The organism is Streptococcus equinus (genome assembly GCF_049393735.1).
GTDB classification, from domain to species: domain Bacteria; phylum Bacillota; class Bacilli; order Lactobacillales; family Streptococcaceae; genus Streptococcus; species Streptococcus equinus_G.
Genome location: NZ_CP185946.1, coordinates 1,831,864 through 1,844,032, shown reverse-complemented (window position 1 = coordinate 1,844,032; position 12,169 = coordinate 1,831,864). Strand labels below are relative to the sequence as shown.

Here is a 12,169-nt window from a genome sequence, read left to right as displayed (position 1 = left end):
ATTTTCCAGAATGATTAAAAAAGATGTCGCTATCTAGCAACATCTTTTTTTAATTGAAATTACATTTCGTTTGGTGCTTCAACGCCAAGAAGACGAAGTGCTTCTTTAAGAACTGTAGCAGTTGCGTAGCTGAGGGCTAGACGGCTGTCACGTTCTGTATTTTCGTCAAGGATACGTGTGTGTGCGTAGTATTTGTTGAAGCTTTGTGCAAGGCTGATAGCGAATTTTGCAATGATTGATGGTTCAAAATTGTCAGCTGCACGTTTGATAATACGTGGGAAGTCTTGGATAAGTTTGATAATTTCCCAACTTTCAGCGTCATCAAGGCTGTAAACATCGTTTATAGATGGTGTAAACTCAGCTTTGCGAAGGATTGATTGGATACGAGCGTGAGCGTATTGAACGTAAGGTCCAGTTTCACCTTCAAATGATACCATAGCATCAAGGTCAAAGTCATAACCATTCAAGCGGTCTGTTTTCAAATCGTAGAATTTGATTGCTCCAACACCAACGGCGTGAGCGACAGCTTCTTTGTTAGCAAGGTTAGGATTTTTAGCGTTGATTTGGTCTTCAGCGCGTTTAACAGCTTCAGCGATTGTTGGTTCAAGAAGGATAACATTACCTTTACGAGTTGATAGTTTTTTACCTTCTTTTGTAACAAGACCAAATGGCACGTGAGTGATATCTTCATTCCATTCGAAGTCCATTTCGTTAAGAACGGCTTTTAATTGTTTGAAGTGAGCTGATTGTTCGTTACCAACGACGTAGATGGCTTTGGCAAAGTCATAAGTACGTTTGCGGTAAAGAGCGGCAGCCAAGTCACGTGTGATGTAAAGTGTTGCACCGTCAGATTTTTTGATAAGTGCTGGGTGTTCGATACCATATTTTTCAAGGTTAACAACTTGAGCACCTTGAGATTCTTCAAGAAGACCTTTTTCAGTCAAGATATCGACAACTTCATCCATTTTGTCATTGTAGAAAGCTTCACCATTAAAGCTATCAAATGAAACACCAAGTTCATTGTAAAGGCGGTTGAATTCTACAAGACTTTCGTCACGGAACCATTGCCATAGTGAGATAGCTTCTTCGTCGCCTGCTTCCAATTTACGGAACCATTCGCGAGCTTCTTCATCAAGTTCTGGTTTAGTTTCAGCTTCAGCGTTGATACGAACGTAAAGTTTCAAGAGTTCGTCGATTGGATGAGCTTTAACAGCTTCTTCGTCACCCCATTTTTTGTAGGCAACAATCAACATACCGAATTGTTTACCCCAGTCACCAAGGTGGTTAATTTTAACAGCTTTATAGCCAAGTTTTTCAAAAATGTTAGCCAAGCTATCACCGATAACAGTTGAACGAAGGTGTCCAATTGAGAATGGTTTAGCGATGTTTGGGCTAGACATATCGATAGCAACATTGCGACCTTGTCCTAAATCTTGGCTAGCATAGTCGCTTCCGTTTGCGACAACTTTTCCTAGAACATCAGCAGAGATGCTTTTTTTGTCAAGGAAGAAGTTGATGTATGGACCAACAGCTTCAATTTTTTCAAAACCTGTTTTATCCAATTTTTCAGCAATATCAGCTGCAATCATTTGTGGTGCTTTACGGAGGATTCGAGCCAATGAGAATGCAGGGAAAGCAAGGTCACCCATATCAGAATTTTTTGGGATTTCAAGCAGATTAACAATTTGTTCTTGGTCTAATTCTGGAACAATAGTTTGAATGCGTTCTGCAATTGTACGTTTAGTATCCATAATTTTCTCCTAAATAGTTAGTCATATTATTTTAACATAAAAATAAGAAATAAACGAGGTTCCTGTCAAGAAAACGTTTGAAGTAAGAAAAATTAAGCTATTAAAGGAAAGATGGGCTGTGAAAGGGTGAAAATATTTTATTTTTTTGGTATAATTCTAAGGATAAATATACACAAAGGGAAACTTAGATGAATAAAATAGAACGTCAAAATCGAATCAAACGATTGATTCAATCTGGGCATATTGGAACCCAAGAAGAAATCAAGCGACATTTGCAAGAAGAAGGTATTAACGTCACACAAGCAACCCTATCACGTGACCTTCGTGAGATTGGGCTCTTAAAATTGCGTGATGCTTCTGGAAAACTTTATTACAGTTTGTCTGAAACGTCAGAGACAACTTTTGGAGCTAACATTCGCTCATATATTTTGAAAGTGGCTCGTGCTGGTTTCATGCTTGTGCTTCATACTAATCTTGGGGAAGCTGATGTTTTGGCAAACTTGATTGACAGTAGCGATATTTCAGAAGTCCTTGGAACTGTAGCAGGTGCTGATACGCTATTGGTTATTTGCAAGGATGAAGAAACTGCTCAAGCATTTGAGCGTGATTTAGCAACAGGGCTATGATTGACTACGACCAAGCCGTTGAACATTTGGTTGAAGCTATCCAAAAGCATGATAGCGTAGTCGAATTTCAAAAGGCAGAAAAAAAGATTAAAGAATTTCCAGAACTAGACAGTTTGGTCAAAGAGATGAAGGCATACCAACAAGAAGCTGTTTTATTTCAAAAGATTGATAAAACAGTTGCTGAGAAAACTGCTGGTATGCATGCTGACCAGCTGCAAGAGGAATTATCAGAACTTCCAATTGTTAAAGATTATCGTGATAAAATGCAAGATGCGAGTGATCTGATTCAATATATTACAAACAGCTTGGAAATGAAAATTAACGAGGAGTTAAGTGATGGCAAAAGATAAAATTTCTCCAGGCATGCAACAGTATTTGGATGTTAAAAAAGACTATCCAGATGCTTTTTTACTTTTCCGCATGGGAGATTTTTACGAATTATTTTACGATGATGCAGTTAAGGCTGCACAGATTTTAGAGATTAGTTTGACTAGTCGAAATAAAAACGCTGAAAATCCTATTCCAATGGCAGGGGTACCTTATCACTCAGCTCAGCAATATATTGATGTTCTTGTTGAAATGGGCTACAAAGTTGCGATTGCCGAACAAATGGAAGATCCCAAGAAAGCAGTCGGTGTTGTAAAACGTGAAGTTGTTCAAGTCATTACGCCAGGTACGGCAGTCGATTCGACAAAACCTGACAATGCCAATAATTTCTTGGTGGCTATTGATTCTGATGGCAAGACTTTTGGTTTAGCCTACATGGATGTGTCGACAGGTGAATTTTATGCGACAAGTCTATCAGATTTTGCCAGTCTTAAAAGTGAAATCCTAAACCTTAAAGCACGCGAGATTGTTGTTGGTTACGAACTCTCAGAAGAAGAAAAACACAGTCTTGTTAAACAACTCAATTTGCTTTTATCGTTTGAGCAAGAGTGTTTTGAAGATGTGCACTTGATTGATTCTAATTTGGCATCTTTGGAGATTTCTGCTGCTGAGAAATTACTACAGTACGTTCATACCACTCAAAAACGTGAGCTCAGCCATTTGCAAAAATTGGTTCACTATGAAATCAAAGATTATCTTCAAATGTCTTATACGACAAAATCAAGTCTTGATTTGTTAGAAAATGCACGTACAAGCAAGAAACACGGTAGTCTTTATTGGCTGCTTGATGAGACAAAGACAGCTATGGGGATGCGTCTTTTGCGTAATTGGATTGACCGTCCTTTGGTTAATCGAGAACAAATCGAAGAACGTCAAAATATCATTCAAGTTTTCTTAGACAATTTCTTTGAGCGTAGTGATTTGACGGATAGTCTTAAGGGCGTTTATGATATTGAACGCTTGGCGAGTCGTGTGTCATTTGGTAAGGCTAATCCAAAAGACCTTCTTCAACTTGGTCATACTTTGGGGCAAGTGCCTACTATCAAGGCTATTTTGGAATCCTTTGAAAGTCCATACCTTGACAAACTTGTCAACAGCATTGACACTCTTCCTGAGTTGGAATCATTGATTAGCTCTGCTATTGACCCAGATGCTCAAGCCGTTATCACAGAAGGTAGCATCATTAAAACTGGCTTTGATGAGACTTTGGATAAATACCGCAAAGTCATGCGTGAAGGCACAAGCTGGATTGCTGAGATTGAAGCTAAAGAACGTGCAGCAAGTGGTATTACGAATCTGAAAATTGATTACAATAAAAAAGATGGCTATTATTTCCATGTCACAAATTCTAACCTTTCTTTGGTGCCAGATTATTTCTTCCGTAAAGCAACTTTGAAGAACTCAGAACGTTTTGGTACGGCAGAATTGGCTAAAATTGAAGGTGAAATGCTGGAAGCGCGTGAACAATCAGCGAATCTAGAGTACGATATTTTCATGCGTGTTCGTGCGCAGGTTGAACGCTATATTTCACGTTTGCAAGACTTAGCAAAAGCTATTTCGACGGTCGATGTTTTGCAAAGTTTAGCTGTGGTCGCTGAAAATAATCATTATGTGCGTCCAACTTTCAACGATAGCCATGAGATTAAGATTGAAAAAGGTCGTCACGCAGTCGTTGAAAAAGTCATGGGCACTCAGGAATATATTCCAAATACGATTACATTTGGTAGAAATACTAATATTCAGCTGATTACTGGTCCTAATATGAGTGGTAAGTCAACGTATATGCGTCAGCTAGCATTGACTGTTATCATGGCACAAATGGGGTCTTATGTCGCTGCTGAAAGTGTCAGCCTACCAGTCTTCGATGCTATTTTCACACGTATTGGTGCAGCAGATGACTTGATTTCAGGTCAGTCAACCTTTATGGTAGAAATGATGGAAGCTAACCAAGCTATTAAACGTGCTAGTGATAAGTCTTTGATTCTCTTTGATGAATTGGGACGTGGTACGGCAACCTACGATGGTATGGCTTTGGCACAATCTATTATTGAGTATATTCATGACCATATTGGTGCCAAAACGATGTTTGCAACACACTATCATGAATTGACAGCTCTGTCAACAACATTGACACACCTTGTCAACGTCCATGTTGCAACCCTTGAACGTAATGGTGATGTGACTTTCCTTCACAAGATTGCAGAAGGACCAGCTGATAAATCCTATGGTATTCATGTCGCAAAAATTGCAGGCTTACCAGAAGATTTATTGCAACGTGCAGACAGCATTTTAACCAATCTTGAATCAGGTGCTGCGCAGCTTCATTTGACACCAGAAATTGAAAGTGAACCAGTGGCAACTGAGTCAGAAGTTTCAGAACCTGTAGCGGAGCAATTGAGCCTTTTTGCGGAAGATTCTTCTAATCAAGAAGTGATTAAAGCACTTAAGAAAGTTGATTTGATGAATTTGACACCTATGCAGGCTATGAATGTCATCTATGAATTGAAAAATATGTTATAAATAAGGAGGCAATCAAAAAAGGATTGCCTTTTTACTTTGTGTTATAATTAGAGGTAAACAATCGTGAATGAAAGGAAGAGAGGCAGCCTTTGAGCGCTTCTATCAGATAAATTATGAGTAAAATTATCGAGTTACCAGAGGTTCTAGCCAACCAAATTGCTGCTGGTGAGGTTATTGAACGCCCGGCTAGCGTGGTCAAGGAATTAGTAGAAAATTCGATTGATGCTGGAAGCAGTCAGATTACTATTGAAATCGAAGAGTCTGGTTTGAAAAAAATCCAAGTTACTGATAACGGTGAGGGAATTGCTCAAGAGGATGTTGTTCTTAGCTTGCACCGTCATGCAACTAGTAAAATTAAAAGTCAAGCCGATCTTTTTCGAATCAGAACGCTTGGATTTCGTGGCGAAGCCATTCCTTCCATCGCTTCAATCAGTCATTTTACGGTTAAAACAGCAACGGCTGATGAAAATTATGGGACACTTTTGATTGCTAAGGGTGGCGAAATTGAAAAACAAGAGCCAATTTCAACGCCCGTTGGAACAAAAATTACAGTTGAAAATCTGTTTTACAACACACCAGCTCGTCTTAAGTATATGAAGAGTCTACAGTCAGAGTTGGCACATATTGTTGATGTGGTCAATCGTTTGAGTTTAGCACATCCTGAAATTGCCTTCACTTTGATTAATGATGGACGTCAGATGACAACGACATCAGGTACTGGAGATTTGCGTCAAGCGATTGCTGGGATTTATGGCTTAAACACAGCCAAGAAGATGATTGAGATTTCAAATGCGGATCTTGATTTTGAGGTATCAGGTTACATTAGTTTACCTGAATTGACGCGTGCGAATCGCAATTATATTACGATTTTGATTAACGGACGTTACATCAAAAATTTCTTACTGAACCGTGCCATCTTGGACGGCTATGGTTCAAAATTGATGGTTGGTCGTTTCCCGATTGCTGTCATTGATATCCAGATTGACCCGTATCTTGCTGATGTCAATGTTCACCCAACAAAGCAAGAAGTTCGTATCTCAAAAGAAAAAGAACTGATGACTCTCATCAGCTCAGCTATTGCAGAGAGTTTACGTGCTCAGGATTTGATTCCAGATGCTCTTGAAAATCTAGCTAAGTCAAGCACTCGTGGCTTGCCTAAACCAGAGCAAACGAGCCTGCCCTTAAAACAATCAAATCTTTATTATGACAAAGAGCGACACGATTTCTTTGTGAAATCAGATACTGTTGAAGAGCAGCCTGTTCAGCTGTTTAATGAGGTTGACACACCTGTCAAGGAAGTTGACAAGCAGTCTTCAGTCAAATACGCACAGCGTTCTACTCAGGGAAACCTTGCAGACGGCGAGCATGATGACCTTGATTTCAAGAATAAATCTAAAATTAATAAGTTGCTCGAAAATCTTGATGGTGAAGAATCATCAACTTTCCCTGAACTTGATTATTTTGGTCAGATGCATGGGACATATCTTTTTGCGCAGGGAAACGGTGGCCTTTATATTATTGACCAACATGCGGCGCAGGAACGTGTTAAATATGAATATTATCGTGACAAAATTGGTGACGTTGATGCCTCACTTCAACAATTGCTCATGCCATATTTATTTGAATTTTCTGGAGCAGATTTTATCAAGCTTCAAGAAAAAATGGAGCTTTTAAATCAAGTTGGTATCAATCTAGAACCATATGGGAACAATACATTTATTCTTCGTGAGCATCCTATTTGGATGAAAGAAGAGGAGATTGAATCGGCTGTTTATGAAATGTGTGATATGTTGCTTTTGACAAATGAGGTATCTGTCAAAAAATACCGTGCAGAGTTAGCAATTATGATGTCATGTAAACGTTCAATCAAGGCTAATCACACTCTTGATGATTATTCAGCACGTCAACTTCTAGTGCAATTATCACAATGTAAGAACCCATATAACTGTCCACACGGTCGTCCTGTCCTGGTCAACTTTACTAAATCAGACATGGAAAAGATGTTCCGTCGTATTCAAGAAAATCATACAAGTTTAAGAGAGTTAGGAAAATACTAAATGTACGATTATATCAAAGGAAAATTAACTAAAATTACTGCAAAATACATTGTCGTTGAAGCTGGAGGATTAGGCTACATTATCAACGTTGCTAATCCATACAGTTTTTCTGATTTGATGAATCAAGATGTTCAAATCTACCTTCATCAAGTTGTTAGAGAAGACGCACAGCTTTTGTTTGGCTTTCATACAGAAGATGAAAAAGCAGTCTTTCTTAACCTTATTTCAGTTTCTGGAATTGGTCCGACAACAGCGCTAGCGATTATCGCAGTGGATGATAATGAAGGTCTTGTAACTGCTATTGACAATAGTGATATTCGCTATCTGATGAAATTTCCAAAAATCGGTAAAAAAACAGCTCAACAAATGGTGCTTGATTTAGCTGGTAAGTTTGCTGATGTTTCTATGGAAAATGGCTTAGCTTCTCAGGCAAAAGCAGTAGCAAACGAACAGCTTGAAGAAGCCATGGAAGCTCTTTTGGCACTTGGCTACAAAGCCACAGAACTTAAGAAAATTCGCAAGTTCTTTGAAGGAACAAATGAAACTGCAGAACAATACATCAAATCAAGCCTTAAGATGTTGATGAATGGTTGATTGACAGTAAAAAAATTCCGTTGACTCTCAACGGAATTTTTTTACTTCTTCTTTCATAATTTTTAATAAAGTAGTTTCATTTGTTAAACTTAAAATCTCTATTCCTTTATTGATTAAGTTATCATCTTTACGACAAATACCAAGCCTAATTTGGGAGAATCCTAAATAGTCATAACGCTTAATTTCTTGAGATAGTTCAAGTGTAATAAGTGTAATATTTAGACATTCCTCAATTAGATTATTATAAAGATATATGGTAGCAAGATTAGTTAATAATTGATATTGCAGAGGTTTAATATTATGGTAGTTTTTATATTTTTCTAAGCTATCTAAAATTTGTGGGGTAATTGCTTTAACAGAATCTAGAGGGAAATGAAAAAGTATATTTGACAGTAGCTTTAAATCACTTTCATACCAAGTATCTTGTTTTTCTAAATTTTCCCAGATTTTTTGAGTTAATTTTTGGAATTTTTCATCTTGAGAATACCCGCCGAATTTTCGAACATGTATCACGATATTTAATCGGTCGAGTAGTTGTTCTATCGGAATATCATGATGATTTTTTAGATAAGAGACGCAAAGTTCTTTAAGCTTTATGAGTTCAGTGTTATCAATGATGGACGTATGCTCTTCAGAAAGAGCTAAAATTGTTTGTCTTTCACTAGTTTGGTAATAATGGCAAACGTAGCGAAATTCTTCTAAGCTCATATTGATTTGATCTAGTAAAAAAATCATATTTTCAAAACTTGGGATAATCTCTCCTTTTTCGATACGAGCTAACGTTGAGCGTGAAATTCTATCTCCGCAAATTTGTTTTTGAGTTAATCCTTTTGATGTTCGTATTGTCTTATAAATTTGTCCAAAATCCCAACGCATCATGTCCTCCTAAAATATGATGTGAAAATATGCGACAAAATTGATGGAAAATGTATATTTAGTATATCATAAAACAAGAATGAAGAAAGGAAAAAGGAGATGAGAAAGAAACATTTTTTTTGCATTATATTAGTGATAGCACTTGTTGTGCTACGTAATGAAGGTTGGCCATGGTCATGGTGAAAAATGACTCATGATAATGATGTACTTTTTTTATTTAGATATAAGAGTATTATGACGGCAAAAACTATTAAACTGTTAACTATTTTTACTCTTTGTGTAAGCTTTATTGGTACAAGTACTGCTTTAGCCGTTTCTGTTGCAGGTGGTACATGGAATTATGGTGTTGGGTACACAGGTACTTACGGTTATTCTAACTATCATCATCCTAGTCGTTCTCATACTGCTAGCGTTAGAAATGGACAAACTGGTGTTACAAATAGCCAACGAGCAGCAGCAGGAAACTGGGCGAGGGCATCAGTTACTAAAATTCCACCTACAGGATTAGAATACTATTATGGTTTTTAAACTAATAATATATTAACAATAAAGAACGGGAGTTTGGGAATATCTCATCCTCCCTTTTTTCTAATAGGAGGTTGAGATGAAAAGAGTGGTTGTAATATGTAGTACAGTTGTTACAATATGCTTGAGCTTAATGATTGTTAATCTTTTTCGAACGAATGAAATAATACGTATTAACAATATAGAAGAAGGTATATACTCCCAAAAGTTTTATGTGCCAAATAGCACAAAAAGTCATGAAGAAGTGTTAGAGGAATTTTCCCGACTTTCTAGACAGTATAAAGTATCTTTTGTTAAGTCAAGTAGTGACGGAGATACGGTTATTAAGTCCGTTGTTTTGTACCCAAAAACTTTTCCAAGTGATAACTTTGGAGTAAAAAAGGTGAATTTTTCATCTAACTTAAAGGGGAGTTATGCTAACACATCTGTTAATAACCAGTTAGGGACAATTAAGACTTTTATGAAAGCCAAGAAGATAAAACTAATTAATATGGTCTCTTATTTTTCAGATGAAAGTCATTCAGTTAATGGAAGTTATACAATTGTTTCAACCTATGAGTATAATAAAAAGGCTTTGTTATCGGATTTGAGTGATTTTTTTGGAGTAAGTGTTTCGAATCTGATTCAAGCTAAAACTGTATTTGCAGTTGGTTATGTTAACCAAGAGCTTATTATAATGGGGGTTATACTTTGTTTTTCCTTTTTACTGTTAGTTTTAGGAGGTATATATTATCCGTTATTTCAAATGCGTATTATTGGTGTAAAAAAACTTGTCGGCTATGCGAATAGTGATATTTTTTTAGAATTTTTAGCCCCAGTATGCGTTACTATTATTGCTGTGTCATTGATTTTTGATTTGTCCTGTTTGATATTTTTAGATACTTTTCCAAAGTATTTTTTTATGGGACTAGTTTGGGGACAGTTTAGTCTTTTATTATTTTATGGTTTAATAAGTATATTTACTTATACTATTATACAAAATATCACTGTTTCTAAGATGCTCAAGGGCTTTTCAAATTTCAAATTGGGACTTTGGTTTAATTATGTTTTAAAGTTTGTGATGACAATGTTAATTGCTTCTGGCTTAATCGTGATTTCTCAAACTTTGAGAGACATTCAACAACAGATTAAGTACCAGAGGGAGTGGGATAATGCTGGTAATTCTTATTTAACGGTAGAGAATTTTAAACCAAGTGATTATTTATGGGAAAATTTTCAAACGGATGCCGTTAATGCTAATAAATATTTTGAAATAGTCTTTCATAAATTAGAGCAACGAACTGATGCTCTTTATATTAAAAGTGAGCTGATAAATCCATCTAAGCGTTTTGGTTTAACAAAATTACAAAGTATTCCTATTATGACGGTAAATCGTAATTTTTTATCACATATTAAGCTTGATACTAAGACGGATGTATCAGGTAAGGTTTTTTTAGTTCCACGGGAATTAGGAAACAAGCCTCAGATAAAAGAGTTTTTACAGCAATTTTATCATAGCCAACTTAGTTATGAAGAACAAGAGAGGACTGAGGTAGGAGATTTATCTGTACAAATTGTTTTTTACGATGAAGATATCTCAGTTTTTCCTTATAGCGAAACTGAGCAAAGTAATTTTACTAATCCTATATTTGCCGTATTATCAGATAATCTACTTTTTGAAGAAGCTGCTTATTTGTCAACTACCGGTGTTAGCAATCCTATAAAAATTCCGATTGGACAGGAAAATTTAGTTATAGCAAGACAAATTATCAGACAACAAGGTGATGGTACTGAGGTGAAGTTCTCATCGCTTCATGATATTCAACAAAGCATGGTTGAGTCATTAGAAGATGGTATGAATAACATTTTTTTCTTAATTTTTTTACTTTTATTGATTAGTTTTGTCATTACTTATTTTACTGTAGCAATATTATTTACTTGTCATAAGCGGTATTTAACCACTACAAAGTTTTTAGGGTGGAAGCTAATTGATCGTTACAAATCAATATTGACTGTAGTGTCTATCTGCCATATATTAGCTTTATTTTTATTAATAGTTATGGTAAGGCAGCCCTGTGTCATTTTAGCTTATATGATATACCTTTTAATCGATGTTACTTTAGTGATGATATTTGGTGTTGTCAATGAAAAACGAAGTATTTCACAACAGTTGAAAAGAGGAAAATTATGATAAAACTTAAACATATTAGTAAAAATTTAGGAGATAAAGTAATTTTTGATGATTTATCTCTAAATATAAATCAAGGAGATTATGTGGCTATTACAGGGCCAAGTGGTTGTGGAAAGACTACTTTACTTAACATTTTAGGACTATTAGAAGGCGATTTTGAAGGAGAATATTTCTTTGATGGAATGAAGAATATTAAAGTCAATACTCGACGTTCACAGAAAATTATTCGTAATAAAATTAGTTATCTATTTCAGAATTTTGCACTTATTGAGGAAGAGACAGTTCGATATAATTTAATGTTGGCACTTAAGTATGTTAAAGGAAGTAAGAAGGAAAAACTAGCACGTATTAATGAAGTGTTAACAAAATTAGAACTTAGTCATGTAATTAATCAAAAAGTAGCTGAACTATCAGGTGGCGAACAGCAACGTATTGCACTAGCGCGTGTCATTCTAAAACCCAGTGAGCTAATACTTGCTGATGAGCCAACAGGTTCACTTGATTCGGATAATCGTGACAAAGTTTTAGATATTATTGAATCCTTGAATCACATGGGGAAGACAGTTGTAATAGTTACACATGATAAAGTTGTTGCAGAACGATGCAGACGTACTATAAGGATTGGTTAAAAAGCTATTCTTTGATAAAATAAGATTAGCTAAT

General features: G+C 36.1%; 10 protein-coding genes. 8 read left to right on the top strand and 2 right to left on the bottom strand.

What is annotated here, in order from left to right:
* Positions 1 to 59 precede the first annotated feature (59 nt).
* Positions 60 to 1,751 (bottom strand): arginine--tRNA ligase, encoded by a 1,692-nt coding sequence (gene argS / locus ACNTMY_RS09190; protein WP_423216215.1) that lies wholly within the window; start codon positions 1,749 to 1,751, stop codon positions 60 to 62.
* 188 nt (positions 1,752 to 1,939) lie between these two features.
* Between argS and argR the strand changes: the two genes are divergently transcribed.
* The 5 genes from argR (at position 1,940) to ruvA (ending at position 7,935) form a co-directional block, all read left to right on the top strand.
* A complete protein-coding gene (argR, locus tag ACNTMY_RS09185) occupies positions 1,940 to 2,377 on the top strand; it encodes an arginine repressor (RefSeq protein WP_021143308.1) in 438 nt (145 codons plus the stop codon).
* On the top strand, positions 2,374 to 2,727 hold the full coding sequence (locus ACNTMY_RS09180) for a YlbF family regulator (RefSeq protein ID WP_423216214.1): 354 nt from the start codon (positions 2,374 to 2,376) through the stop codon (positions 2,725 to 2,727). Before argR ends, ACNTMY_RS09180 begins: the two co-directional genes overlap by 4 nt.
* The gene (gene mutS, locus ACNTMY_RS09175) at positions 2,714 to 5,284 is read left to right on the top strand and encodes a DNA mismatch repair protein MutS (protein ID WP_423216213.1); all 2,571 of its coding nucleotides are present in this window, start codon (positions 2,714 to 2,716) and stop codon (positions 5,282 to 5,284) included. The genes ACNTMY_RS09180 and mutS overlap by 14 nt, the downstream gene beginning before the upstream one ends.
* Before the next feature lie 113 nt (positions 5,285 to 5,397).
* Entirely contained in the window at positions 5,398 to 7,341 is a 1,944-nt protein-coding gene (mutL, locus tag ACNTMY_RS09170) for a DNA mismatch repair endonuclease MutL (RefSeq protein ID WP_423216212.1), read from the top strand.
* Positions 7,342 to 7,935 carry a Holliday junction branch migration protein RuvA gene (gene ruvA / locus ACNTMY_RS09165; RefSeq protein ID WP_423216211.1) on the top strand — a complete coding sequence of 198 codons (594 nt, stop codon included), beginning with the start codon at positions 7,342 to 7,344 and terminating at the stop codon, positions 7,933 to 7,935.
* A 27-nt stretch (positions 7,936 to 7,962) separates the two neighbouring features.
* Here ruvA and ACNTMY_RS09160 read toward each other — a convergent pair whose 3' ends face one another.
* Positions 7,963 to 8,811 carry a helix-turn-helix domain-containing protein gene (locus tag ACNTMY_RS09160; RefSeq protein WP_423216882.1) on the bottom strand — a complete coding sequence of 283 codons (849 nt, stop codon included), beginning with the start codon at positions 8,809 to 8,811 and terminating at the stop codon, positions 7,963 to 7,965.
* 234 nt (positions 8,812 to 9,045) lie between these two features.
* Here ACNTMY_RS09160 and ACNTMY_RS09155 point away from each other — a divergent pair, with 234 nt between their 5' ends.
* The 3 genes from ACNTMY_RS09155 to ACNTMY_RS09145 all read left to right on the top strand — a co-directional run bounded on the left by ACNTMY_RS09155 (position 9,046) and on the right by ACNTMY_RS09145 (position 12,135).
* On the top strand, positions 9,046 to 9,339 hold the full coding sequence (locus ACNTMY_RS09155) for a lactococcin 972 family bacteriocin (protein ID WP_423216210.1): 294 nt from the start codon (positions 9,046 to 9,048) through the stop codon (positions 9,337 to 9,339).
* A 76-nt stretch (positions 9,340 to 9,415) separates the two neighbouring features.
* A complete protein-coding gene (locus ACNTMY_RS09150) occupies positions 9,416 to 11,506 on the top strand; it encodes a hypothetical protein (RefSeq protein WP_423216209.1) in 2,091 nt (696 codons plus the stop codon).
* Positions 11,503 to 12,135, top strand: a complete 633-nt coding sequence (locus ACNTMY_RS09145; RefSeq protein ID WP_423216208.1) for an ABC transporter ATP-binding protein — start codon at positions 11,503 to 11,505, stop codon at positions 12,133 to 12,135. The genes ACNTMY_RS09150 and ACNTMY_RS09145 overlap by 4 nt, the downstream gene beginning before the upstream one ends.
* The last annotated feature ends 34 nt before the right edge of the window (positions 12,136 to 12,169 follow it).

What these genes read in the sequence shown, in the direction of transcription:
- ACNTMY_RS09145 (WP_423216208.1), top strand. Translation starts at nt 11,503, where the DNA reads ATGATAAAACTTAAACATATTAGTAAAAATTTAGGAGATAAAGTAATT.
- ACNTMY_RS09150 (WP_423216209.1), top strand. Translation starts at nt 9,416, where the DNA reads ATGAAAAGAGTGGTTGTAATATGTAGTACAGTTGTTACAATATGCTTG.
- mutS (WP_423216213.1), top strand. Translation starts at nt 2,714, where the DNA reads ATGGCAAAAGATAAAATTTCTCCAGGCATGCAACAGTATTTGGATGTT.
- ACNTMY_RS09160 (WP_423216882.1), bottom strand. Translation starts at nt 8,811, where the DNA reads ATGCGTTGGGATTTTGGACAAATTTATAAGACAATACGAACATCAAAA.
- ACNTMY_RS09180 (WP_423216214.1), top strand. Translation starts at nt 2,374, where the DNA reads ATGATTGACTACGACCAAGCCGTTGAACATTTGGTTGAAGCTATCCAA.
- ACNTMY_RS09155 (WP_423216210.1), top strand. Translation starts at nt 9,046, where the DNA reads ATGACGGCAAAAACTATTAAACTGTTAACTATTTTTACTCTTTGTGTA.
- mutL (WP_423216212.1), top strand. Translation starts at nt 5,398, where the DNA reads ATGAGTAAAATTATCGAGTTACCAGAGGTTCTAGCCAACCAAATTGCT.
- argR (WP_021143308.1), top strand. Translation starts at nt 1,940, where the DNA reads ATGAATAAAATAGAACGTCAAAATCGAATCAAACGATTGATTCAATCT.
- argS (WP_423216215.1), bottom strand. Translation starts at nt 1,751, where the DNA reads ATGGATACTAAACGTACAATTGCAGAACGCATTCAAACTATTGTTCCA.
- ruvA (WP_423216211.1), top strand. Translation starts at nt 7,342, where the DNA reads ATGTACGATTATATCAAAGGAAAATTAACTAAAATTACTGCAAAATAC.